Here is a 24,862-nt window from a genome sequence, read left to right on the forward strand (position 1 = left end):
CCTTTCGTTTTCGGCCCGACACCGTAAACTCTGCGGTCCGAGTCGAAAAGGGGCCAGTGATGAGCAACAGTGATCCGTTCGGGTTCGACATCCGCGTATCGTCCGACAAGAAGAAGCGGCAGCGCACGCGCCGCGGCATGTCGGGCGCCTTCGAGACGTCGCAACGCGCCTGCGATCACCCCGAATGCCAGGAGCGGGGGCAGTATCGCGCTCCGAAATCGCCCGATACGCTCGACGACTACTACTGGTTCTGCAAAGACCATGTGCGCGAGTACAATACGAAATGGAATTTCTTCAACGGATCGACCGAGGAGGAATTCGAGGATCAGGTCGCCCGCGACCGTGTGTGGGACAGGCCCACAAAGCCATTCGGAAAGAACGGGGAAGAGGCCCGTGCCTGGTCGCGTCTGGGCGTTGACGATCCCCACCAGATCCTCGGCGAAAACGCCACGAAGAACCCCGGAAAGGGCGTGACGGGCAGTCGCAAGCTGCCGCCGACGGAACGCCGCGCCCTCGATATTCTCGAGGCCCGCGATCACTGGACCAAGGCGGAAATCCGCAAGCAATACAAAAGCTTGGTGAAAGACCTCCACCCCGACATGAATGGCGGCAACCGCGCTGACGAGGATCGTCTGCAAGAGGTCGTCTGGGCATGGGATCAGATCAAGGACAGCCGCAACTTCGCAACCTGATCGATCGGAAAATGAGGCGCATTTTAAGCGTCTCCTCCCTTCATGGTGCCCGATCGTTAAGTGCTTGAAAACCGGGATGCCGTTACGCCTGCGCGTCATGGGTAGGCGGAGGCATTGATGGTTGAGCTCTCGCAGTGGAGCATCGCGAAACGCATCTCCTTCATAGCGGCGGTGCTGTCGGCGGGGCTGGTCGTCTCCGGTGCTCAGGGCTTGTTTGCAAGCTGGCGCATCGGTGCCATCTTCGAAACCTACCGCTACGACACCGTCGAGAGCGCGCAGATTGACGAACTGCGCGCCGAGGTGCTCAACGCAAAGAAATACGAGATGCAGTTTCGCCGCGTCGCGTCGGAGGAACTTGTGGAACTTACCCGTACGTCCCTGTCCGACGCTATGCGCAAAAGCAACGCGGCGCAGGACACCTACGCCCGAAAACCCGGCGTCTTCGATGCGCTTGTGGCCGTTGAGAACAGCCTCGGAAATTTCAGGTCGGCGTTCGAAAAAGCCATCGGCCACGAGCGCGAACTGGCGGTTCGCTCGGATGAATTTAAGGCGCGCGGAACGGAAGCCCTGAAGCAGATCAACGCGCTCACCACCACGCTGATGTTCGACAACAACCAACGGGCAATCGTCGGCTTGGGCGAAAGCAAGCAAAGCTTTCTGCTGGCGCGAATTTTCGTCGAAAGCTTTCTGTTCAAGAATGATCCTGAATATCTGCAGACAGCGATCGATCATATGAACGCCGCGCGCACGCGTCTCGCCGACGTCGCAGGCAATCTGACGAACGAAAGCCGCCGGGAACAGGCTCAGAAGATCATTGATGAGGCAGAGGCATTCTGGACGACGGCGGAAGCCGCGATGGCGGCAATCAAATTGCGCAACACGGTCCGCGATCAGCTTGATCAGACATCAGACGATCTTACAGCAAGGCTCGACTCGATCACCGAAGAACTCGACAAGGGGTTGGCGTCGCACGCCGCGAAGGGCGAACAGACGCTGATCTCGACCGTTACGCTTCAGGCGTTTCTGGTGATCGCATCCATCGTGCTCTGCGTGGTTCTCGCGCGAAAGGTGCAGCGCGGGATATCCGATGCCATGGCAGGATCGGTGGCTGCGATGCGCCGGCTGGCCGAGGGCGATCTCGAAACGAAGATCGAGGGGCACCAGCGGGACGATGAACTCGGAGCAATCGCAAAGGCGCTCATCTCGTTCCGCGAAAACGGGTTGGAGCGCCGGCGGCTTGAGGCGGAACAGAAGCGGCAAGCCGATGCAAAGGAAGAAGAGAAGGCGGAGCGTGCCCGCAAAGACGCCGAGGCCGAAGCCGCCCGCCAGCGCCAGGTCGAAGAGGCCCGCCAGGCAATGCTCACCCGCCTGCGCGACGCGGTCGGCGATGTCGTTGACGCGGGCGCCCGCGGTCATTTCAGCGTCCGGATCGACGCAGCTTTCGAAGAGCCGGAACTGACGCAGCTTGCCCGATCGATCAACCAACTCGTCGACAATGTCGATCGCGGTTTGACGGAAGCCGCCCGTATCATGGCAGAAATGGCGGAGGGCAATCTCGCCGACAGCATGCACGGTGCCTTCGACGGCAAGTTCGCCGAACTCAAGATCAGCGTGAACCAGACCGTAGAAAGCCTCGGCGATCTGCTCGACCAGATCCGCGGCCAGTGCGAGGGCGTGGGAGAGTCCGCGGCCCGTATGACCGAGCAAAGCGGGGAACTCGCGCGCCGGGCGGAACAACAGGCCGCCTCGCTGGAGGAAACATCCGCAGCGATGGAGGAGATTTCCGCATCCGCGAGATCAAGTGCAGACGGCGCGTCGAACGCTGCCGAATTCGCGCAATCCGCCAGCCAGCAGGTCAATGAAGCCGAAGGCGTTGTCGCCTCGGCTGTCGGTGCGATGTCAGATATTCAGGATGCCTCTGACAGGATCGGCGAAATCGTGTCCGTGATCGACGGAATTGCATTCCAGACGAACCTTCTGGCCCTCAATGCGTCCGTGGAAGCGGCCCGCGCGGGCACTGCCGGCAAGGGCTTTGCCGTGGTAGCGACAGAGGTTCGCGCCCTGGCCCAGCGCTCGGGCGAAGCGTCGAAGGACATCAAGGAACTGATCGAGGAAAGCGCAACCCAGGTCCGCCGCGGCGTCGAACTTGTCGAACAGACGGGGGCGACGCTGGGAAAGATCATGACGGGCGTCTCGCAAATGGCCTCCACCATGCAGGAACTGACCGCCACGGCACGCGAACAGGCCACGGGCGTCGGCGAAGTGACTTCCGCGATCAGCCAGCTCGACGTCATTACCCAGAAGAACGCCGCCCTCTCCGACGAAACACGCGAGGCGGCATACTCCATGGCCGGCCAGGCACAAGCGATGCAGGCCCTCGTCGGACGCTTCCGCACCCGTTCCGGCGGCACCGCCATGGGATCGCCGGCCCCGGATACGATCGCTGCGGAATGAAGTGACCGCCCGGTCTTCTCCTCAGGCGGAACGGAAAACGAGGCTCACTCCGTTCAGGCAATGGCGCTTGCCCGTCGGCTGAGGTCCGTCGTCGAAGATGTGCCCCAGATGCGACCCGCAGCGGCGGCAATGCACCTCCGTGCGCACGCGAAACAGCTTGCGGTCAGGCTTCGTGCCCACCGCCCCAGGCTGGCTCTTCCAGAACGACGGCCAGCCCGTGCCGCTGTCATACTTGTGCTCGGAAGAGTAAACTGCGAGGTCGCATCCACGGCAGTGATAAAGGCCCGGCGCGTAAATCTTGTCGAGCGGGCTGGATCCCGGCGGTTCCGTTCCCTCACGCCGCATCACCTTGTATTCCAGATCGGTAAGCATCGCGCGCCATTCCCGGTCGCTCCGTGTCACCTCGAACGGGCCGGTCCCGGCCACCCCGGGCCCTGCTGCCGCCAGGGCTGTCAGAGAGACGGCCCCGGCCAGAAATCCCCGTCGTTTCATCGCGATACGCCTCATCTGCACCATATTTTACTTGCCTTCGCCGCAGACGGCCGTCACCGGACAGGGCAAGGCAGCGTCGCCATGATCCTAAGCACCCTGCAGCAAATCCCCCAATCAACTTCCCGCGCGCGCGCCGTGATCAACGCGCAACAGCCGCTCTGCGGCATCAAAACCACGCCGGGAAGGCCGCCACATCCTTGCCCGCCCCCCGCCTTGCCCTCGCCGCGCCACACCATATGATGGAGCCAAGATCGCGGTGCCTCTGGGGCGCCACCCAACAATCCCGAAGAGCGAGTAGGACATATGTCAGCATTCGGCATCATGGACGCAACCGAAAGACCGACCGAAGAGATTTCGGTACGCGAGGTCTTCGGAATCGACACCGACATGATCGTCAAGGGCTTCCCCGAGGCGATGGACCGTGTCCCCGAAATCGACCACACATACAAGTTCGACCCGGACACCACACTGGCGATCCTCGCAGGCTTCAGCCACAACCGCCGCGTGATGATCCAGGGCTATCACGGCACCGGGAAATCGACCCATATCGAACAGGTCGCCTCGCGCCTCAACTGGCCCTGTGTCCGAATCAACCTCGACAGCCACATCAGCCGGATCGACCTGATCGGCAAGGATGCGATCAAGCTCTACGGCGACAAGCAGGTCACCGAATTCCAGGAAGGCATCCTGCCCTGGGCGCTGCGCCACCCTGTTTCGATCGTCTTCGACGAATACGACGCGGGCCGCGCCGACGTGATGTTCGTGATCCAGCGTGTTCTGGAAGCCGACGGCAAGCTCACCCTTCTCGACCAGAACGAGGTGATCACGCCGCATCGCTACTTCCGCCTTTTCGCCACGGCGAACACCGTCGGCCTCGGCGACACCACCGGCCTCTATCACGGCACCCAGCAGATCAACCAGGGCCAGATGGACCGGTGGAGCCTCGTTGCCACGCTCAATTACCTCAGCCACGACGCGGAAGCGGCGATCGTCCTCTCGAAGGAGCCCACCTACAACACAGAAAAGGGCCGCAAGATCATCGGCCAGATGGTGACGGTGGCGGATCTCACCCGCACGGCATTCATGAACGGCGAGCTTTCGACGGTGATGAGCCCGCGGACGGTGATCTCCTGGGCCCAGAACGCCCAGATCTTCCGCAGTGTAGGCTATGCGTTCCGGCTTTCCTTCCTCAACAAGTGCGACGAACTTGAACGTCAAACGGTGGCCGAGTTCTATCAGCGCTGCTTCGACGAGGAACTGCCCGAAAGCGCGGCGTCGATGAGCCTCGGCTGATCCGACCGGGCCGGGTGGCGCCCACATGCGCCATCCCCGTCTCCAACCGAAGGACCCGGACACCAAAGCATGGGCGCCCCGAACGACAATCCAGCCGATCCCTTCAAGAAGGCGCTTGCAGAAGCGACCCGGGTGATCGCCGACGACCCCGACATGGCGGTCAGCTACACGGTCGACCCGCCGGGCATGTCGGCGGATACCGTACGCCTGCCCCAGATTTCGCGCCGGATGACGAAAGACGAGGTGCTGCTGGCCCGCGGTACCGCCGATGCCTATGCGCTCTACCGCAAATATCACGATGAACGCACGGCGGCGCGCTACGCCCCCCCGGGCCAGATGGCCCGCGATCTCTATGATGCCATGGAAACCGCCCGCTGCGAGGCGGTGGGTGCCCGCGCGATGCCCGGTACCGCCAGCAACATCGACGCCAAAATCGCGGTCGAGGCCGACCGCAAGGGCTACGGCCAGATCCGCGAAGCCTCCGAGGCGCCGCTCGCCGTAGCCGCCGGATACCTGATCCGCCACCTCGCCACCGGCCGCCCGCTGCCCAAGGGTGCCGACAACGTGATGGAACTCTGGCGCGGGTTCATAGAGGAGCAGGCGGGCGGCACTCTCGAAGGCCTCGCCGAAACGCTGGACGATCAGGCGGCCTTCGCGCGCTTCTCGCGCCAGATCATCGAAGATCTGGGCTACGGCGATCAGCTCGGCGACGATCCCGATGCCGAGGATCCCGATACCGAGGATCAGGCCGAGGAAGGCACCGAGGAAGAGGAAAACCCCGACGCCCAGGGCGATAGTGAGGGCGACGACGAGGGTATGGACGCCTCGCCCGAACAAAGCCAGGAGGCGATGGACGACGCACAGCAGGCGCAGATCTCGGCCGATGACATGGCCGATGCCGAGATGGGCGAAGAAGTCGACCTGCCCGAAGGCGAGGCACCGCTGGAGCCGCCTCCGCCGCAGCCGATCAGTGACGCCGATCCGAATTATGTGGTCTACACCTCTGAATATGATGAGGAAATCAAGGCAGAAGAGCTTGCCGAACCGGCCGAGCTTGAACGCCTCCGCGCCTATCTCGATCAGCAGCTCGATCCTTTGAAAGGCGCGGTCTCACGGCTCGCCAACAAGCTTCAGCGCCGCCTCCAGGCCAAGCAGGGGCGCAGCTGGGAATTCGACCTTGAAGAGGGCGTCCTGGATTCCGGCCGCCTCGCCCGCGTGGTCGCGAACCCAACCACCCCGCTGACCTTCAAGATGGAGAAGGACACGAACTTCCGCGACACCGTCGTGACGCTCCTTCTCGACAACTCCGGCTCGATGCGTGGCCGCCCGATCTCGATCGCGGCCATCTGCGCCGATGTCCTCGCCCGCACCCTCGAACGCTGCCAGGTGAAGGTCGAGATCCTGGGCTTCACCACCCGCGCATGGAAAGGCGGGCAGGCCCGCGAGGAATGGCTTCAGGCCGGTCGCCCGATGACGCCGGGCCGCCTCAATGACCTCCGCCATATCATCTACAAATCCGCCGATGCGCCCTGGCGCCGGGCGCGTGTGAACCTCGGGCTGATGATGAAAGAGGGGCTCCTGAAGGAAAACATCGACGGCGAAGCGCTCGAATGGGCGCACCGCCGGATGGAACGCCGCCGCGAAGCGCGCCGCATCCTGATGGTCATTTCCGACGGCGCGCCGGTCGATGATTCCACGCTGTCGGTGAACCCCGCGAACTACCTCGAAAAGCACCTTCGCGACGTCATCGCCATGATCGAGAAGCGAAAGGCGGTGGAACTGCTGGCCATCGGCATCGGTCACGACGTGACCCGCTATTATGACCGCGCCGTCACGATCACCGATGTCGAGCAACTTGCCGGCGCCATGACCGAACAGCTCGCCGCCCTCTTCGACAACGACCCGCGGATGCGGGCGCGTGTCCTGGGCATGCGGCGCGTCTGATGTTCCAAAGCTTCGAGGCGACGAGCACTCCCGAACAGGGCCCACCCCGGCTGAAAGCGCTCCGTGCCGCCATGAAGACGCAACAGGTCGACGGCTTTCTCATTCCGCGCTCCGACGCCCACCAGGGCGAATATGTGGCACCCTGCGACGACCGGCTAAGCTGGCTTACAGGCTTCACCGGCTCTGCGGGTTTTTCCGTCGTCCTTGCCGACGAGGCCGGCATCTTCATCGATGGACGCTACCGCACGCAGGTGAAGCACCAGGTCGACACAGGGCATTTCACCCCCGTGAACTGGCCCGAAACCAAGCTTGCAGATTGGGTCTCGGAACGGCTCGGCGACGAGGCGATCTTGGCTTTCGACCCCTGGCTCCACACTATCGACGAAGTCGAGAAACTTAGTGAAGCCCTTGAAAAGAAAGGGATCGAAGCTGCCTACTGGGAAAATATCGTCGACGAGATCTGGGAAGATCGACCGAACCGCCCGACCGGCGCGATCACGGCCTATCCCGAAGAACTGGCGGGCCGCAGCCTTACCGAGAAATGCGATCTCGTCGCGGAACAGCTGAAAGCTGCGGGCCAAAGCGCAGCCATCCTGACACTCCCCGATTCCATCGCCTGGCTCCTGAACATCCGCGGCAGTGACATCCCCCGCATCCCGATCCTCCAGGCCTTCGCGATCATCCACGCGACCGGAATGGTCGATCTCTTCACCGATGCCCCGGCCGATCAGGCGGTGCGCACGCATCTTGCCCCGCGCGTAGCACTTCACCCTTATGACGGGTTGCTCGATCACCTCGAAACCCTCGAAGGCGCGATCCGCGTCGATCCGAAAACCGCACCCTTGAAGATCTGGTCGCATCTCAAGGCCCGTGAAGGCTTAACGAACGGCGCGGTCCGCCCGGTCAAGGGCGATGACCCCTGCATTCTGCCGAAGGCGCAGAAGACCGAGGCTGAAATCGCCGCCACGACCGAGGCGCATCTTCGCGACGGCGCCGCAATGGTGGCATTCCTCGCCTGGCTCGACGACGCCGCCCCGAAAGGCGGGATCACCGAAATCGACGTGGTCGAACGGCTCGAAGGGTTCCGCCGCGCGACCAACGCGCTCCATGACATTTCCTTCGATACGATCTGCGGCGCTGGGCCGAATGGTGCCATCGTCCACTACCGCGTGACCCGGGACACGAACCGCGAGATCACGCCGGGCGACCTCCTCCTCGTCGATTCCGGCGGCCAGTATCTCGACGGTACGACCGACATCACCCGCACGGTCACGACCGGCACGCCGGCAGAAGATCAGAAAGCGGCCTTCACCCGTGTCCTGCAAGGCATGATCGCGGTCAGCCGCGCACGCTGGCCACGGGGCCTCGCGGGCCGCGATCTCGACGCGCTCGCACGCGCGCCGCTCTGGATGGCGGGGCAGGATTACGATCACGGCACCGGGCACGGTGTGGGCGTCTTCCTCTCGGTCCACGAAGGGCCCCAGCGGCTGTCGCGCCTCTCCGAAGTTGCCCTTGCCCCCGGCATGATCCTGTCCAACGAACCCGGCTATTACCGCGAGGGCCACTGGGGCATCCGCATCGAAAACCTCGTCGCGGTCGAAACGGCCCCCGAGATCGCCGGCGGCGACGGGCGCGATCAGCTTGCCTTCGGCACGCTGACATGGGTACCCATCGACACACGGCTCGTGAACACCGATTGGCTGTCACCAGGAGATCGGGACTGGCTCAACGCCTATCATGCTGACGTGCTTGAGAAAATCGGCCCTCGCCTTTCCGATGACGCGACGCGGGACTGGCTCAAACGGGCCTGCCGCGCTATCTAGGCGGCGACACACGGAATATTGGAGGGGGCGAAGATGGCAGATCATATCACCATCCGGAAGGCAGACGGCACCTGGACGGTTCGCGCCGGCGGCGCGGTCATTGGCGAAAGCGCGAATGCGTTATCCCTCCACGAAGGAGGCTACGATCCGGTCATCTACTTCCCGCGCGGCGACATCGCCATGGCCTTCCTCGACGCCACCGACAAGGTCACGACCTGCCCACACAAGGGCGAGGCGCAGCATTATTCGATCATCACGAAATCGACCGTCCTGAAAGACGCGGCGTGGAGTTACGAGAACCCGAAAGACGAGGTGGCGGGGATCAAGGATCACCTCGCCTTCTACCCAAGCGGCCTCGTGACGATCGAAGAGATCTGACGCCCCAGCCCCGGCCCCCGCGCCGGGGCTTCGTCTTCCCTGTCAGCTATGTTCCTCGGCCGCTGTAGCCGCCAGCGCGCGGTTATAGGCCTTCAGCGCATCCACCTGGTGCAGCGCGCCCAGAATCTCCGGCGCTTCGCCTTCCGCCCCAAGCCGCACCACCGCCAGGAACTGCCGGTTGGTCTTTTCGAAGATCGGCATCGCCGTCTCCAGCGTCGCGTTCCCCTCGACGGTAAAGCCCTGCTCGATCGCCTCCCAGATCGCGTCCGAAGGGGCGCAGCCCGGCTCGTCGGGCTTCCGCATCACATTCGACACCCGGAACATTGCCAGCAGATAGGCCTGCGGGCCCGCCGCAAGATGTATCCCCTTCCGTTCCAGCTGGGTCAGGAAGAAGGACCGGTCCACGAGTTTCGAGGCCAGCGCCGTCGAGGTCGACACCGCCACCATAACCGCAAGCCCCGTCTGCCAGTCCCCGGTCAGCTCGAACACGATCAGGGTCGTGGAAATCGGTGCGCCCAAAACGGCCGCCGCCAGCGCGCCCATTCCCGCAAAGGCATAAAGCGTCTCCGATCCCGAGACGTCCGGAAATATGCTGGTGGCGATCAGCCCGAAGGCCAGCCCCGTCATCCCGCCGATCATCAGGGATGGCGAAAACACCCCGCCCCCCATCCGGCCCGCCATGGTGATCGCAACAGCGGCCACCTTGATCACGGTAAATACGATCGCCTCGTGCAGAAGAAGCTGGCCGGTCAGCGCGGCCGAGGTCGTCTCATACCCGACCCCGATGATATGCGGGAAAAAGATCGCGATCCCGCCCAGCATCGCGCCAGCCACCGCAGGCCGCAGCACGCGGGGCAGGCCGGTCTTATCCTGAAGGACCGTGCCCATGTCATCGGCCCAGAAGATCGCCCTCATGAACAAGCCACCGATCAGCCCGCAGACCAGCCCGAGGATCAGAAACGCCGGCAGTTCGACATAGAACTCCAGCACGCTCGACGACGTCAGCGCGAACTCCGCCACATCCCCGAATTCCAGCCGATTAATCACCGTCCCCGCCGCCGAAGCGATCACGATCGGCGCGAAGGAATGCACCGCGAAATGCCGCAGAACGACTTCAAGCGCAAAGATCGCCCCCGCAATCGGCGCGTTGAACGAGGCCGACACGGCCGCCGCCACCGCGCATCCCAGAAGATCGCGCGCCGTGATCCCGCTCGCGTCTATCCGGTCCGACACCCAGGTCGAAATCACGCCGGCAAGGTGCACCACCGGCCCTTCCCGACCCGTGGACCCACCTGACGACAGCGTAATCAGCGACGCACAGGCCGAGGCAAGCCCCGCCTTCGTCTCCACACGCCCATCCCGAAGTGCGGCGCCCTCGATCACATCGGCCACCGACCGGACCCGCCCGTCATCGGTGAACCAGTTCAGGATCAGCCCGACGGCGAGGCCACCAAAGATCGGAATGACCAGAACCTGCCACCACTCCAGCGTCTCCGCGAAGGAATGAATCATCCGCACATCGTCGGTGCCGTAAAGCGTTGTCTGTAGTAAAGTGATGCCCTTGCGGAAGAACAGCGCGGCAAACCCGGCGGCGATCCCGATCACCAGTGCGATGAACCAGAACTGAACCTGCCCGGGGCCCTTGTCGCGCAAGGCCTCCCACGCCTCCCGGAGAACCGCGACCATGTCGCTCAGCTGGCCGCTTATCCCTCCCGGTTTCGCGCCGTCCGCCATTCCGTCACCGACCGCCTCTCACGCGCGGCCCCTTCCCCATCAAGGCCCGTTGCCCTAGGGTCCGGCGAAACCGAAATCCGGGGGTTATCCCAGTGACCATCGATGCCGCCATCGCCGAATTATCCACAGTGTTAGGCGATCGCCTCTCGCGGTCCAAGTCCGATCTGGATCTGCACGGGCAGAATGAAAGCTATTTCGATACAACACCGCCCGATGCCGTCGCCTATCCCACGTCAACCGAAGAGGTGCAGGAGATCGTGAAGATCTGCGCGCGCCACGGCTGCCCCATCGTACCCTGGGGCGTCGGCACCTCGCTCGAAGGCCACGCGCTTGCGATCCGGGGCGGCGTGTCGGTCGATTTCAGCCGCATGAACCGGGTGCTCTCGATCAATGCCGAAGACATGGATTGCGTCGTACAGCCCGGCATCACCCGCCGCGCGCTGGCCGAGGAGCTTCGCGCCACCGGGCTTTTCTTCTCGGTCGATCCCGGCGCCGACGCCACCCTGGGCGGCATGGCCGCCACCCGCGCCTCCGGCACCACCGCCGTCCGCTACGGCACGATGCGCGACAACGTTTTGGGGCTCGAGGTCGTCCTTGCCGACGGCCGGGTCATCCGCACCGGCACCCGCGCCCGCAAATCCTCAGCCGGCTACGACCTCACCGCCCTCTTCCTCGGCTCCGAAGGCACCCTCGGCCTCATCACCGAGCTCACGCTCAAGCTCCACGGCCAGCCCGAGGCGATCTCCTCCGCCGTCTGCGCCTTCCCCGACATCCATGCCGCCGTCTCGGCAGTGATCGCCACGATCCAGATGGGCATCCCCATGGCACGGATCGAGTTCGTCGATGCCGCCACGGCGCAGGCCTTCAACGCCTACGCGGGCTCTTCCCTGCCGGAAATGCCCCACCTGATGATCGAATTCCACGGCTCCGACACCTCCGTCGCCGAGGATGCCACACGCTTCGGCGAAGTGGCCGAGGAATTCGGCGCCGAAGGCTTTCAGTGGTCGACGAAGACAGAGGAACGCAACAAGCTCTGGCGCATGCGCCACGACGCTTATTACGCGATCATGGCAAGCCAGCCGGGCAAGCGCGCCATGGCGACCGACATCTGCGTTCCGATCTCGCGGCTTGCCGATGCGGTCGTGGAAACCCAGGAGGATATTGCCCAAAGCGGCCTCTACGGCCCTCTTCTGGGCCACGTGGGCGACGGCAACTTCCACGCCACCATCGTCACCGACCCGACCCGCCCCGAAGAACTCAAAACCGCCAAGGCGCTGGCCCGCCGCATGAACGAACGCGCGCTCCGCATGGGCGGCACCGTCACCGGCGAACACGGCGTTGGCATGGGCAAGATCGACTACATGTCGGAGGAGCACGGTGAAGCCTGGTCGGTGATGGGTGACCTCAAGCGTACGCTTGATCCGGCGAATATCCTCAACCCGGGGAAGGTTGTGAGGCTGAACTAACGGTGCGGGACGTCAACTCCAGACCACATAGGGCAAGGTCAACGGCGGCTTCGAGCCCTCTTTGCCCGGAACCAAGGGGCGTCAGCCCCGCCGGGCAGGGCCCGACCGCCCCCCGGGCGGGCCCTTCTGCAACGGTGCAAATCGTGCATCGGGTGTTCGGGATTGTGAGATAAAGCGCCCCGACCAACTGTCGGCGGGCCCACCCGCGGTCGAGCCCCGCCCGGCTCATCACAAGGACACGTCTATATCGAAGGTAGCGAAGGACGGCTTGGAGCCAAATTTTATGTCTCAGACGAAACAGAACCACGCTATGCTGGACGCCGGATTTCGACAACGTAGTCGGAGGGGTCAAAGTGTATCTAAGAGCGGGCACACAAGTTGGATATGATGGTCTCGAAGACGGAGGTCCAGAATATGGAGTTGTAGTTCATTTCTGATTCAACGACGAAATTCAATCCCATGATTGCTACGTCGCTTTCTTCGGGGACCACGAACCGGTTGGTGAGCCAAGTGACAGGCCCTACATCCTGCGCTACGCCTCAAGCTCGCTTACGGTGATATAGAGGTTTGTCCCGGGGATCCGCTTTGAGCTCAAAGTGATTGCCAACCGTCTGGATTGTTTTGTCACTTGCGAGTTTCAGTATTTTTTATAGGAAATTCAATAAGGTAATCTCTTGAGCAACATCTACGACTACATCGACGACATGAGACAACGGCCAAGCATGTTCACTACGGACCTATCTATTGGCCCTCTCGAATGGCTCCTTCAAGGATATTGCGCTTGCCTGCAAAGCAATGAAATCGAAGAGACTTATGCGGGCCGTAGGTTTCACCCTGGCGATTTCTCCGAATGGTTGTATGGCGAGATTGGGTGGTCGGGTGCGCGAGGGTTTGCCTTTGCAATTGAAGAGAATACCGCCACACCAGCAGAGGCCTTTGATACGTTCTTCCGTTTGGTTCAGCAATTTCGGCAGGGAAAGGTTCCCAAATAGATTGAACGAGCGGCCTTTGCGAAGGTCCGCAATGTCCCGCATTGCAGAATTCAGCGACATGGAACGTAGGCACCCCCGATACACCCCCTTCCTTTCTTCGCGGCCAGACCCACCCGACCCATCTCCTACTAGACGCCCCCCGCCCCCCACGCTAGACGCACGCCCATGGCACGGATCCTCATCACCTCCGCGATCCCCTACATCAACGGGATCAAGCACCTCGGCAATCTCGTCGGCTCGCAGCTCCCCGCCGACCTCTACGCCCGCTACATGCGCGCGCGCGGGCATGAAGTGCTGTTCCTCTGCGCGACGGACGAACACGGCACGCCTGCGGAACTTGCCGCCGCCAAGGCCGGCAAGCCCGTGGCGGAGTATTGCGCCGAGATGTGGCAGGTCCAGAAAGACCTCTCCGACGGCTTCCGCCTCTCCTTCGACAAGTTCGGCCGCTCCTCCTCGCCGCAAAACCACGCACTGACCCAGCATTTCGCGGGCAGGCTGGCGGAAAACGGCCTGATCGAGGAAGTGACCGAACAACAGGTCTACTCGAACGCCGACGGCCGCTTCCTCCCCGACCGCTATATCGAGGGCACCTGCCCCAATTGCGGCTACGATCGCGCCCGCGGCGACCAGTGCGAGAACTGCACCAAACAGCTCGACCCCACCGACCTTATCGAACCGCGCTCGGCCATCTCGGGTTCCACCGATCTCGAGGTGCGCGAAACCAAGCACCTCTACCTCAAACAGCGCAGCCTGCGTCAGGAGCTTTCGGACTGGATCGACAGCAAAACAGACTGGCCCGTCCTCACCACGTCCATCGCGAAGAAATGGCTCAACGACGGCGACGGCCTTCAGGATCGCGGCATCACCCGCGACCTCGACTGGGGCATTCCGGTCAAAAAAGGCTCCGAAGACTGGCCCGGAATGGAAGGCAAGGTCTTCTACGTCTGGTTCGACGCGCCCATCGAATACATCGCCTGCGCCAAGGAATGGACGGATGCGGCCGGATGTCCGGATAGTGAATGGGAACGCTGGTGGCGAACCGATAAAGGCGCCGACGATGTTCGATATGTGCAATTCATGGGCAAGGACAACGTGCCCTTCCACACCCTCAGTTTCCCCGCCACGATCATCGGTTCGGGCGAACCGTGGAAGCTTGTCGACTACATCAAGTCCTTCAACTACCTGAATTACGACGGCGGCCAGTTCTCGACGTCTCAGGGCCGCGGCGTCTTCATGGATCAGGCGCTGGAGATCCTGCCGGCCGATTACTGGCGCTGGTGGCTTCTCTCCCACGCGCCCGAAAACTCCGACAGCGAGTTCACCTGGGAAAACTTCCAGGCCTCCGTGAACAAGGATCTGGCCGACGTCCTCGGCAACTTCGTCTCTCGCGTCACCAAGTTCTGCCGTTCGAAGTTCGGCGAAGTGGTGCCGGAGGGCGGCACATACGGCGACCGCGAAACCGCGCTCATTGCCGACATAGAGGCGCGCCTCCGCACCTACGAAGGGCATATGGAAGCGATCGAAGTCCGCAAAGCCGCATCGGAACTTCGCGCGATCTGGGTCGCGGGCAACGAATATCTGCAGGCCGCCGAACCCTGGGCCGTTTTCAAGACCGATCCCGAGCGCGCGGCCGCTATCGTACGCCTCTCGCTCAACCTCATCCGCCTCTACGCGGTGATTTCAGCCCCCTTCATCCCCGATGCGGCGGCGCGGATGCTCTCGGCCATGAACACGCTGGATACCGCCTGGCCCGACGACGCCGAAAGCGCGCTCTCGGCGCTTCCTGCCGGGCATGCGTTCACGGTGCCGGACGTGCTGTTCAAGAAGATCGCCGATGAGGAGCGCGAGGATTGGCAGACGCGCTTCGCGGGCAGAAGATAAGAAACGCGCGGCCGCAGGCCACCTGTGCCGGGCCGGAAAACAGCCCGAACACCCAAAACGGGAGGATCGGATCATGAGACGACTGCTTTTGAAGATCTTCCCCGGCATGCGAGAATTCTCGTCGGCGGAAGACCTAAGATCAGACAGCGACAACGGCGCCTACAACCTCGCCGTGCGCCGCGCCGTCGCCTCCTACCGCCATTTCGCGAACTTCAAGCGCGACAAGGATTACAACAAGATCCTCGAACACGTCTCGGAACAGGACGGGCGGGAATACCTGAAAATCCTGCAGGATCGGAACGACGGCATTTTCAATGGCGCCCGCAAGACGCTCCTGCGAAGCGACGCGATCGGGAACCCCCGCAAATACGATTACGGCACGGGCGCCCCCCTGTCCCCCACCACGCTCCGCTATCTCAAGGTCGCATCCGATCTTAAGATCCTCTTCGGCGATCTCTCGGGGACCCGGATCGCGGAAATCGGCTGCGGCTACGGCGGTCAGGCGCTGGTTTGCGACACGCTGTTCAAGACGCGCGAATACGTCATCTTCGACTTGCCCGATGTGACGAGGCTTGCCGCGAAGTACCTCGAAAGCTTCCTCTTGAACGGCTGCTATGTCCCGCGCACGCTGAACGCGGCGACACCGGAACCTTACGATCTCGTCATCAGCAACTATGCCTTTTCCGAACTTCCGCGCGCGGTGCAGTAAACCTACATCCGCAAGGTTCTTGCAAAGGCGCAGCGGGGCTACCTCACCATGAATTCGGGACTGGCGGATCATGCGGGCCGGCCCGACGAAAAGCTAAGCCTCGACGACCTGAAGGGCCTCCTGGCTGAATTCGAGGTCTTCGACGAAAAACCGCTGACCGCCCGGCAGAACTACATCATAGCCTGGGGCCACCGGCCCGGCGCCAGCCTCTGATCCGGATCAGTCGCGCCGAATTCCCCAGCATTGTGCCCAGCCGTGCAACACCCCGCGGTGACAGTCCGCGCACATGGTGCCAGGAGGAGGGGAATTGGGCTATTCAATAGGCTAGGACGCGGTCTGACGGCAGGCCCGTAAGGCACTGAAAAGGGGCCCGGACGTGAAGTTTCGCCTCATCCATCATCGCGGGCAGCCAATGTTCTGGAGCACGGCGGGCTCGGGCAGGCCCGTGTCGCCATGATGGCCCAGCCATCCCCCGTCACCCAAGGTACGGGCCGCTGGGATACGATCCGCCGCGCGATAGGGCTTCTCACCCCGGCGCAAAGGCGCGAAGGGGCAATCGTGCTTGGCATCAGCATCCTGAGTGCGGCGCTTTCTGCCATGATGGTCTGGTCGATCCTGCCCTTTCTCACGCTCCTGTCCGATCCCGGGCGGCTGAAAACCGACACCGCGCTGATCCGCCTCCACCAGATCTTCGGCAGCCCGCCGGAAGCCTCGTTCCTCACCTTCCTCGGCATTATGACAATCACCGCAGTCGTGGTGTCCTCGGCACTTCAGATCCTGCGCACCTATCTCATCTCGCGGATGACGACCGGCCTCGCGCACAGTTTCGGCCTGCGGCTTCTCGGCAGATATCTCGGCCAGCCGTGGGAATACTTCCTTCGCCGGAATACCGCCGATCTCTCCGCGAAACTTCTGACCGAGGCTCAGGAGGCCGTCGATCAGTATTACACGCCGTCCCTCGATCTGGTCGCAGCCCTTGCGACGACGACGCTCGTTTTCCTCGTCCTGACCGCCGTCAACATGCAGGTGGCGGTGCTCTCCGTCCTGATCATCGGCTCGTCCTACGGCGCGATCTACACGCTGATCCGCCGCCGGATCCGCCGCGCGGGAAATCAACGGGTCAGGGATAATTCCGGGCTCTACCGCACCGTGGCAGAAAGCCTGAAAGGCCTGAAGGACATTCGCATCCTCGGCCGCGAACAGGCCTACTTGGACAGGTTCGAAACCCATTCGGGCCGCGTCCGCGATGCGAATGTCGCGGTGCGCGTCCTTGCCGAAACGCCCCGCCATGTCATCTATGGGTTGATCATCATCTCTGTCGTGGGCCTTTCGCTTTTCATCGTGGGGCGCGGGGCGGACGGCGCCGGCGCAATCGGCGAAATCGTGCCCCTGATCGGCGTGTTCGGCTTTGCGGGCATGCGCCTCGTTCCCGAACTGAACCGGCTCTACCGCAGCATCTCCACCCTTCAGTTCGGTGGCCCTGCCCTCGATGCGATCCACACCGAGCTGGCCGGCGCTCCGCATGCCGCCTTTTCGAGTTCTGACGATGGGCCCGAATTCACCCGCGAAGTGCGGCTAGAAGGGGTCAGCTATACATACCCCGATGCCTCCACGCGTGGCCTTGACGGCATTGACCTTACCATCCCGGCTGGTCAGCGGCTTGGCATCGCCGGCCCCTCGGGGGCGGGAAAATCCACGCTGGGCGACATCATCCTGGGCCTGATCAGCCCCACGGCCGGACAGATCCTGATCGACGGTGTGCCTTTGGGGCCCGGCGACATCAGGGGATGGCAGGCCCGCGTCGGCTTCGTCCCGCAGGATATCTTCCTTGCCGACGCCACCGCGGCGGAAAACATCGCCCTCGGCCTCACGTCGGAAGAAATCGACAGGCGCCGCGTGGAAGAGGCCGCGCGGGCCGCACGGATTCACGAGTTTCTCTCAGGCCTCCCCGAGGGATACGAAACCCCGGTGGGGGAAATGGGCGTACGCCTCTCGGGCGGCCAGCGTCAGCGGATCGCGATTGCCCGCGCGCTCTACAAGGGGGCCGATCTCATCGTCTTCGACGAGGCAACAAGCGCGCTGGATTCCGAGACCGAAGCGGGTGTTATGGAGGCGATCGCCAATCTTCCCCACGGCAAAACCCTCGTCGTGATCGCCCACCGGCTGACCACGCTTGATGTCTGCGACAAGATCGCGGTGATCGATCAGGGCCGGCTTGCCGGGCTGGGTGATCGCGCGACGCTCAGTGAAACCTGCCCGGCCTTCCGTGCTCTGGCGCGAACGGAACCGGAAGCGTCCACATAGCAAACGCCGTCATACACGGTCCCGCAACCGCGCCAGCGCCTCTGCCAGGACCTCGCTGAACGGCGCCTCGTTCGGGCCCTTGAACATGTCGAGATGGGTCCCCGGAACGGGCAGAACCTCAAGCCCGGACACGACCTGCGACCAGCCATGGTCCGGCAGGTTTCCGATCCCCGATCGCGCCTTGCTTCTCAAAAGAACCGTCGGCGCATCATGAGGAGCGGGACGGTAGCGCCGGCCGAGATCCCTTTGGGCAAGCTGAATCGCAAGGCGGCGCTCGCGCTCCGCCACATGGTCAAATCCGTTCGCGCCGGTCCCGGCCCCGGCTGCCGAAACGGCCGGCGCACGCAGGCCCTCGGCCAGCTTTTCGATCCGGCGCTTGCCCGCGGCCAGACGCGACCGTGCCCGCCACAGCGTGCTGCTCAGCGCGGCCGAGTGCGTATCGATCAACACGACACCGGCCCGCCGGCCATCAGCGAGCAGCTGCCGTGCAATTTCATGCGCCACCAGCCCGCCATAGGAATATCCGGCAATGAAGCAGGGCCCGTTCGCGTCGAGCGTGCCGATCGCGTCGATGTAGCACCCGGCCAGATCTTCGACCGAGGCCGCCGGTGCCTCTCCCACCAGAAGCGGATCGACAAGCCCGATCCCTTCCCACGTCTCCGCAAGCCTCCTCGCCACGCCGGCAAAGGGAAGGACGTGGCCACCCGCGCCCGATACGATGAAGAACCGGGGACGTTCGGCCCCCTCCCCGCGCCTATGACTCAGCGGGCAAAGGATCGGTGACGCCAACGCATCTGCAGTGTCCCCGGCAGCGTCGCGACGATCGATGTGAGTAGCGATCGAACGGATCGTCGGATCCTGAAACAGAACGGCAAGCGGTACCTCGACCCCGAATTCCTCGGAAATACTGAACGCAATCTGCATGAGAAGAAGCGAGTCGCCGCCCGCCTCGAAAAAGGATTGCTCGCAATCCGATACGCTCGTCTCGAGAAGCTCCGACCAGAGGATCGCCAGCGTCGCCTCGGTCAGCGTGCGGGGCATGTTTGCCTCAGATGCTCTGTCCCGCGTCTCTCCCGCGATCTGCCGGAGGGCCGCACGGTCGATCTTGCCGTTCCGCGTCACGGGCAGCGCTGGCACTCGGATCAGCCGCGCAGGCACCAAATACGGCGGCAGCCTGCCGCTCAGGTGCCGGCGCACCTCATCCGGCGCCGGGCCGTGGGACGCCTTGTCGATTGGCGCGTAGAATCCCAGAAGACGGCGCTGCCCATCCGCGCCCTCTTCGGCCAGCACGTGGGCGTGCTCGACCCCGGGATGGGCGATCAGTTGGGCCACGATTTCCGCCGGTTCCACCAGGAAGCCCCGGATCTTCACCTGGTGATCGATCCGGCCCCGGAACTCAACCTCGCCGGCGCGATTAAGCCGTGCGCGATCTCCGGTAAGGTACATCCGCGCCCCCGGCGCGTCCGAGAACGGATCGTCCCTGAACTTCTCCGCCGTCAGCTCGGGCGCGTTGAGATAGCCAAGCCCCACGCCCGGCCCGCCCACCGCCAGTTCCCCTTCAATGCCCGAAGGCAGCAGACGGCCCTCGGAATCGAGAATGTAGATAAAGGTATTGGCAATCGCCCGCCCGATCGGGATCGACACCCCACGCGCGCTTTCTTCCGTCACCACATGCGCAGTGGACCAGACCGAGTTTTCTGTCGGCCCGTAAGCGTTCACCAGTCGCGCCCCCGGCGCATCGCGCAAAAAGCGGCGCGCATGGTCGGGCGACAAGGCATCGCCCCCAACCAGCACCTGATGCAGATGCGCAAAGCAATCGCACCGCAGATCCACCAGCTTCTCGAAAAGCGGCGTCGTGATTTCCAGCGAGGTCACTTCGGGCCGCGCGATGAGATCCGCCAGTTCCCCAAGCCCCGGCAGCGGCCAGGGGGCCTGGATCACGTGGCCGCCATTCAGAAGGCAGCCCCAGATATCGAAACTCGACACATCGAAGGTCGTCGGCGCGACCTGAAGGAAAGCGTGGTCGGGGCCGAGATCGGCGATATCGGTCCCTTTCACGAGGCGCAGGATGCCCCGGTTCGGGATAACAACGCCCTTCGGCCGCCCAGTGGAACCCGAAGTGAACAGCACATAAGCCGGCGTTTCGGGCGCGCCACGTTCGGCCACGGGCTCCGCGGGCACCGGCAAGTCGTCGGGCGAAAGCGGCAGGTGCACACGCTCGATACACTCCGACAGCTCCGGCAGGGCGGATCCTGCCTGCACCAGCGCATGGCGCGTCGCGGCATCGTCCAGAACCGCGGCCAGGCGCGGGGCGGGCTGCGCCGGGTCGAGCGGGACATAGCCCGCTCCGGCCTTCAGACACCCCAGGATACCCGCAACGAAGGCCGGGCTCCGCTCGGCACTGACAGCCACCAGATCGCCAGCTGCGACGCCGCGCTCCACAAGGTGGGCGGCGACGGCGTCAGACCAGGCATCCAGCATGCGGTATGTGATCGTCGTGCCATCGGGCCCTGTCACCGCGGGCAATTCAGGCCCTGCCTTCACCTGCGCGCGAAACTCGGCCGCAATCGTGCTGTCTTGCGGAAAGGGCACCTGCGCGCCCCGTGTCCTGTCCACCAGAACAGCCTCGGCGCTGGGTTCCATCAACGGATAGGACACGATCTTGCGGCCCGGATCTCGGGTCATTTCGTCGATGAGGTGTTCATAAACCGAAACCAGACGCTCGACTGATGCGTGGTCGAACATGTCCTTGCGATACTCGACGAACCCGCCCAGACCGTCTTCGTCGACGTCGTCCACCAGCATCAGCGTGAAATCGAACCGCGACTGGCTGCGGCCCATATCCATGGGCTCGAAATCCGATCCGCTGCCGATCCCCGTGCCACGCCGGGGCATCAGGCCGAAGAACGCCTGCACGAGCGGGTGATAGCTTTGCGTCCTCGGGGGGTTGATCATCTGCACGATCCGCTCGAATGGCATCTCTGCATGGCGCAGGCCTTCCGACAGCGACGCGCGCGTCTGGCGCAGAAGATCGGCGAACGTCATTCCGGCCGACAACCGCGCGGCAATCGGAAGCACGTTGACATAAAGCCCAAGCGTCCGCCCTTCGGTGCCGGGCGGACGGCCATCGACACCGGTGCCGATGATCATTTCGTTCTGTCCGCAACTCCGGCACAGAAGCACCTGGAATGCCGCAAGCGCGGTGGCGAAAACCGTCGTGCCATGTTCCGCCGCCGCCCGGCGCAACTGATCGTGAAGCGCTTTCGGGAAGTTCAGCCGCACCCGCCCGCCGTCATAGGCTGCCTTCGCGGGCCGGGGCCTGTCGCTCGGCAGCGCAAGAACCGTGGGCACACCTTCGAGGCTCTCGCGCCAGTACCGGCTCAACTGGTCGAGGTGCGGCCCCGAAAGACGCTCCCGCAGCCAGGCCGCGTAGTCACCATAGGGAAGCGGTTCCGGCAACGCGCCGGGATCTTCGCCGCTATAGACGTGCAGAAACTCGCGATCCATCAATGGATTTGAAATTCCATCGGTAATCAGATGGCTCAGGCAGAAAAGCAGAACGCCGCTCTCGTCCGAAAGCCGAAGGAAATGCGCCCGGAAGAGCGGCCCCGCCTCAATGTCGTATGGATCCGCGATCAGGGCCTGCGCGGTGTCGTTCAGGATCGCTTCGGGATCGCCTTCGGTCCGTTCCCTGAGATCGATCTCCGGAAGTTCGACCCGATCTATGGCGTCGAAACACTGAATCGGACGGCCCGCGACGGAGGGAAACCTTGCCCGCAGAATTTCGTGCCGGTCGACCAGCGTCTGCAATGCCGCCTTCATACGCGGCAAGTCCACGCTGTTCCGAAACCTGATCCCGTGCCCGTTGCGATAGCTCGCCCCCGAAGGATCGGCTTCGATCACGAACCACAGACGTTCCTGCGCGAAGGTCAGCGGCACTGTTTCGCCGGGCGGTCGTGCCGCGATCTCCACCTTCCGGTTGCGGTTCGCGGGCACCGCATCGCCGGCCGCCAGCACCGCCTCGATCGCGGCCGCCATCCCCGAGATCGTCGCCCCGCTGCCATAGATCGTTTCGGTCGACAGGGTGACGCCGTAGGCCTCTTCGATCTCAAGCACGAGCCGCAGGGCCTGAAGTGAGTCACCCCCGCGCACCACGAAACTCTCGCCCAGCCCCACCGACGACAGGCCAAGCACCCGTTTCCAGATCTCGGCAAGCCCCAGCTTCAGGTCCGTCCAGGTCCCGCCTCCATCTCCGGCCTCGACGAGGCCCAGCGCCTCCAGTGCACGCGACGGTTGGAACTTGCCGTCCGGGGACCGCGGAACGCGATCACTCAGGATGATCCGGTCGGGCACCTTGTAACGTGCGAGCCGCGCCGCCAGCGCCTCCATCAGGCCCGCCTCGTCCAATGTCGTGCCGGGTTCGGGCGCGACGACGGCGGCCGGGATCTGGCCCAGCGTCGGATGCGGCAGCGCGAAACAGCCGCAATCGGCCACACCGTCGAGCGAAAGAAGCGCGCGCTCCACCTCCGTCGGCGAAATCTTCTGCCCACCCCGGTTGATCACCAGCGTCTTGCGCCCGGCGACTGTGAGGTAACCGTCCGCATCGAAGAACCCCAGATCGCCGGTCATGAACCAACCGTCCTGAAACGCCTTGTCCGCTTCGGGATCATTGTAATAGCCCGGCGCCAGCTCTGGCCCTCTCACAGCGATCTGCCCCTCTTCACCTGGGCCAAGGGGCTGGCCATCCTCGTCGAGAATGCGAACCTCGCACCCAAGAGGCTTGCCCACCGTGTCGGGCCTGTGCGCAACGCCGCTGGCCGCCGTCGCGATCATGCCCGCATCGGTCGAGCCGTATTTCACGACCACTCGAAGACCGAGTTCGGTTTCGAGCCGCGCCCGCGTCGCCTCAGGCAGACGGTAGCTGGCGGAACGCGCGATCTTCATGCGCCAGCGCCCGATCACCTCAGGGTAGGCCCCTGCCCGGGCAAGGATCGCCTCGTGATAGGCCGCGCCGCCGGAATACCATGTCGCGCCATGCGCATCGGCCAGTTCAAAGAACAGATCCGCGTCGAAATCTGGCGGCACAACGATGCACCCGCCGGAATACAGCGTCGACTGAAAGCCGGTGTTGATCGCCCCGCCCACATGGGCGGGACGGAAATTCAGCGACACGTCCTCGTGGGTCAGACCGATGCTTTCCGACGCTGTTCTGGCACGACGCACCGCGATGCGATGCGGCACGCACACCGCCTTGGGCCGCGACGTGGTGCCGGAACTCATCAGAAGATAGGCGAGGTCATCGGGTTCGGCCGGGCCCGGATGTGGCGCCGCGCCCTGCCCGGACGGGAAGGACAGATCGAAGGTGCCCGCAGGGCCGTCCATCGCCGGTGTCAGCGTGATGACAGGAAGCCCGGCCTCGCGCGCGGCCGCCCGCGCGCCCTCGTGCCCCGCGGTCGTCACGACCGCATGCGCCTCGATATGGCGAAGGGCCGCGGCATATTCCACAACCGTCAGTTTCGGGTCCATCAAAGCCGGCGTGGCCGAGGCCGAGAGCGTTTGCAGGGCAATGAAGGTTTCGGGCCGCGAGTTGACGATCACGGCGATCCGGTGGCCGCGTCCGAACCCGTTCGCATTCAATGCCTCACGGATCCGGGCGATCTCATCCGTCAGCCTGCGATAGCTGAGCGGAGCACGGCCCGGCGCCTTCAGCACCGGCGCCTCCGGCCGCGCGGCCGCGTGCGCCGCGATGATCTCTTCAAACCGCTCCAAACCCCGGGTCTCTCCCGCCACAATCAAAGCGATCTTACGATACAGTCACCCGGGGATTAAGCCTGCCGGGTGAATTCTTCTCATAGTTGCAAGATGTTGCGGCTTCCGGGCGTAATCGGGAAACAATCGTGAGGACGCCATTTCACCGTAGACGCTTTGGGATCGGCCCCGATTTCCTCGATCCGGCCGTATTCCGCCGTGGTACCCGCGGCCGGACTCGAACCGGCACGGCTTGCGCCTGGGGATTTTAAGTCCCCTGTGTCTACCATTCCACCACGCGGGCCACGCCCGTTCGAGTGCCACAGGTGCCGCGCGAAGGGAAGGCTCCTCCCGCAGTCAGAGGTCTTGTTCCGGTGCCTCCGTCAGCAGAAAACGCTCCGAAATCCACGGGTTCAGGGCCACCGCCTTGCGGATCCAGATCTGCGCCTCCTCCTCGCGGCCAAGCTGGATCAAAGTGAGGCCAAGGCCGGTGAGCGCCCCGATATGGCGCGGCTCTCGGGCGAGCGCCTGTTCGAGATCGCGTTCCGCCTCCTCGAAGGCACCGCTCAGGAAATACATGAAGGCGCGCTGGTTCCAGCCTTCCGCATAGTGCGGGCAATAATCGACAAGCCTGTCGTAAGTTTCGATCGCGCCAAGGAAATTCGCCGCCCGCCCCATCGAGGAGCCGCGTTCGAGAAGCGCCTGCGCGGCCTCGTCCGGGGCATCGAACCAGATTTCCCACATCTGCTGATTGAGCGCCCGGCCCTCGGCCTCGGTTTCGGCCACGCGGGCGGCATCGAAAAGCGCCGTCAGCTCTGCCCCGCGATCCGCCACCGGCGGACAGTCGGCAAAGGCGGGTGCGGCGGAAAGAAGAAGGATCGGAAGAAGCTGTCTCATACGGCAAGAAGGCCGCGTGCGCGGGGCCCCTGTCAAGCGCGATGCGCCTTGACGG

16 protein-coding genes and 1 tRNA gene are annotated in these 24,862 nt (G+C 63.8%); 12 read left to right on the top strand and 5 right to left on the bottom strand.

Going from position 1 to position 24,862, the window contains the following annotated elements; genetic code table 11:
• Positions 1-59 precede the first annotated feature (59 nt).
• The gene (locus RXV90_RS16060; RefSeq protein WP_316649887.1) at positions 60-692 is read left to right on the top strand and encodes a J domain-containing protein; all 633 of its coding nucleotides are present in this window, start codon (positions 60-62) and stop codon (positions 690-692) included.
• 117 nt (positions 693-809) lie between these two features.
• Positions 810-3,146 (top strand): methyl-accepting chemotaxis protein, encoded by a 2,337-nt coding sequence (locus tag RXV90_RS16065; RefSeq protein ID WP_316649888.1) that lies wholly within the window; start codon positions 810-812, stop codon positions 3,144-3,146.
• Positions 3,147-3,167: 21 nt separating this feature from the next.
• Here RXV90_RS16065 and msrB read toward each other — a convergent pair whose 3' ends face one another.
• The gene (msrB, locus tag RXV90_RS16070; RefSeq protein WP_316649889.1) at positions 3,168-3,638 is read right to left on the bottom strand and encodes a peptide-methionine (R)-S-oxide reductase MsrB; all 471 of its coding nucleotides are present in this window, start codon (positions 3,636-3,638) and stop codon (positions 3,168-3,170) included.
• A 303-nt stretch (positions 3,639-3,941) separates the two neighbouring features.
• Between msrB and cobS the strand changes: the two genes are divergently transcribed.
• From cobS to RXV90_RS16090, 4 genes are all read left to right on the top strand, one after another.
• Positions 3,942-4,931, top strand: a complete 990-nt coding sequence (cobS, locus tag RXV90_RS16075; protein ID WP_316649890.1) for a cobaltochelatase subunit CobS — start codon at positions 3,942-3,944, stop codon at positions 4,929-4,931.
• A 69-nt stretch (positions 4,932-5,000) separates the two neighbouring features.
• Entirely contained in the window at positions 5,001-6,875 is a 1,875-nt protein-coding gene (gene cobT, locus RXV90_RS16080; RefSeq protein ID WP_316649891.1) for a cobaltochelatase subunit CobT, read from the top strand.
• Entirely contained in the window at positions 6,875-8,698 is a 1,824-nt protein-coding gene (locus RXV90_RS16085) for an aminopeptidase P family protein (protein WP_316649892.1), read from the top strand. The genes cobT and RXV90_RS16085 overlap by 1 nt, the downstream gene beginning before the upstream one ends.
• A 33-nt stretch (positions 8,699-8,731) precedes the next feature.
• A complete protein-coding gene (locus RXV90_RS16090; protein WP_316649893.1) occupies positions 8,732-9,076 on the top strand; it encodes a DUF427 domain-containing protein in 345 nt (114 codons plus the stop codon).
• Between the two features lie 42 nt (positions 9,077-9,118).
• Here RXV90_RS16090 and RXV90_RS16095 read toward each other — a convergent pair whose 3' ends face one another.
• Positions 9,119-10,762 (bottom strand): chloride channel protein, encoded by a 1,644-nt coding sequence (locus RXV90_RS16095; protein ID WP_316649951.1) that lies wholly within the window; start codon positions 10,760-10,762, stop codon positions 9,119-9,121.
• A 140-nt stretch (positions 10,763-10,902) separates the two neighbouring features.
• Between RXV90_RS16095 and RXV90_RS16100 the strand changes: the two genes are divergently transcribed.
• The 6 genes from RXV90_RS16100 to RXV90_RS16125 all read left to right on the top strand — a co-directional run bounded on the left by RXV90_RS16100 (position 10,903) and on the right by RXV90_RS16125 (position 18,162).
• The gene (locus RXV90_RS16100) at positions 10,903-12,276 is read left to right on the top strand and encodes an FAD-binding oxidoreductase (RefSeq protein ID WP_316649894.1); all 1,374 of its coding nucleotides are present in this window, start codon (positions 10,903-10,905) and stop codon (positions 12,274-12,276) included.
• Between the two features lie 674 nt (positions 12,277-12,950).
• Positions 12,951-13,268: a hypothetical protein gene (locus tag RXV90_RS16105; RefSeq protein ID WP_316649895.1), complete on the top strand. Its 318-nt coding sequence runs from the start codon at positions 12,951-12,953 to the stop codon at positions 13,266-13,268.
• A gap of 165 nt (positions 13,269-13,433) precedes the next feature.
• Positions 13,434-15,149, top strand: a complete 1,716-nt coding sequence (metG, locus tag RXV90_RS16110; RefSeq protein WP_316649896.1) for a methionine--tRNA ligase — start codon at positions 13,434-13,436, stop codon at positions 15,147-15,149.
• A 73-nt stretch (positions 15,150-15,222) separates the two neighbouring features.
• The gene (locus tag RXV90_RS16115) at positions 15,223-15,858 is read left to right on the top strand and encodes a putative sugar O-methyltransferase (RefSeq protein ID WP_316649897.1); all 636 of its coding nucleotides are present in this window, start codon (positions 15,223-15,225) and stop codon (positions 15,856-15,858) included.
• A gap of 48 nt (positions 15,859-15,906) precedes the next feature.
• Positions 15,907-16,071 carry a hypothetical protein gene (locus RXV90_RS16120; protein ID WP_316649898.1) on the top strand — a complete coding sequence of 55 codons (165 nt, stop codon included), beginning with the start codon at positions 15,907-15,909 and terminating at the stop codon, positions 16,069-16,071.
• Positions 16,072-16,314: 243 nt separating this feature from the next.
• On the top strand, positions 16,315-18,162 hold the full coding sequence (locus tag RXV90_RS16125) for an ABC transporter ATP-binding protein (protein WP_316649900.1): 1,848 nt from the start codon (positions 16,315-16,317) through the stop codon (positions 18,160-18,162).
• Positions 18,163-18,171: 9 nt separating this feature from the next.
• Here RXV90_RS16125 and RXV90_RS16130 read toward each other — a convergent pair whose 3' ends face one another.
• From RXV90_RS16130 to RXV90_RS16140, 3 genes are all read right to left on the bottom strand, one after another.
• A complete protein-coding gene (locus RXV90_RS16130) occupies positions 18,172-23,931 on the bottom strand; it encodes a non-ribosomal peptide synthetase (protein WP_316649901.1) in 5,760 nt (1,919 codons plus the stop codon).
• A 199-nt stretch (positions 23,932-24,130) separates the two neighbouring features.
• Positions 24,131-24,214, bottom strand: a tRNA-Leu gene (locus RXV90_RS16135).
• A 53-nt stretch (positions 24,215-24,267) separates the two neighbouring features.
• On the bottom strand, positions 24,268-24,807 hold the full coding sequence (locus RXV90_RS16140; protein WP_316649902.1) for a tetratricopeptide repeat protein: 540 nt from the start codon (positions 24,805-24,807) through the stop codon (positions 24,268-24,270).
• Positions 24,808-24,862 lie beyond the last annotated feature (55 nt).

It is taken from the genome of Ovoidimarina sediminis (assembly GCF_032586175.1).
Lineage (GTDB): Bacteria > Pseudomonadota > Alphaproteobacteria > Rhodobacterales > Rhodobacteraceae > Ovoidimarina > Ovoidimarina sediminis.

Coding starts and splice junctions, on each gene's coding strand:
- RXV90_RS16085 (WP_316649892.1), top strand. CDS start 6,875: ATGTTCCAAAGCTTCGAGGCGACGAGCACTCCCGAACAGGGCCCACCC.
- RXV90_RS16065 (WP_316649888.1), top strand. CDS start 810: ATGGTTGAGCTCTCGCAGTGGAGCATCGCGAAACGCATCTCCTTCATA.
- RXV90_RS16120 (WP_316649898.1), top strand. CDS start 15,907: ATGAATTCGGGACTGGCGGATCATGCGGGCCGGCCCGACGAAAAGCTA.
- RXV90_RS16140 (WP_316649902.1), bottom strand. CDS start 24,807: ATGAGACAGCTTCTTCCGATCCTTCTTCTTTCCGCCGCACCCGCCTTT.
- RXV90_RS16125 (WP_316649900.1), top strand. CDS start 16,315: ATGGCCCAGCCATCCCCCGTCACCCAAGGTACGGGCCGCTGGGATACG.
- RXV90_RS16115 (WP_316649897.1), top strand. CDS start 15,223: ATGAGACGACTGCTTTTGAAGATCTTCCCCGGCATGCGAGAATTCTCG.
- RXV90_RS16095 (WP_316649951.1), bottom strand. CDS start 10,762: ATGGTCGCGGTTCTCCGGGAGGCGTGGGAGGCCTTGCGCGACAAGGGC.
- msrB (WP_316649889.1), bottom strand. CDS start 3,638: ATGAAACGACGGGGATTTCTGGCCGGGGCCGTCTCTCTGACAGCCCTG.
- RXV90_RS16090 (WP_316649893.1), top strand. CDS start 8,732: ATGGCAGATCATATCACCATCCGGAAGGCAGACGGCACCTGGACGGTT.
- RXV90_RS16060 (WP_316649887.1), top strand. CDS start 60: ATGAGCAACAGTGATCCGTTCGGGTTCGACATCCGCGTATCGTCCGAC.
- metG (WP_316649896.1), top strand. CDS start 13,434: ATGGCACGGATCCTCATCACCTCCGCGATCCCCTACATCAACGGGATC.
- cobS (WP_316649890.1), top strand. CDS start 3,942: ATGTCAGCATTCGGCATCATGGACGCAACCGAAAGACCGACCGAAGAG.
- cobT (WP_316649891.1), top strand. CDS start 5,001: ATGGGCGCCCCGAACGACAATCCAGCCGATCCCTTCAAGAAGGCGCTT.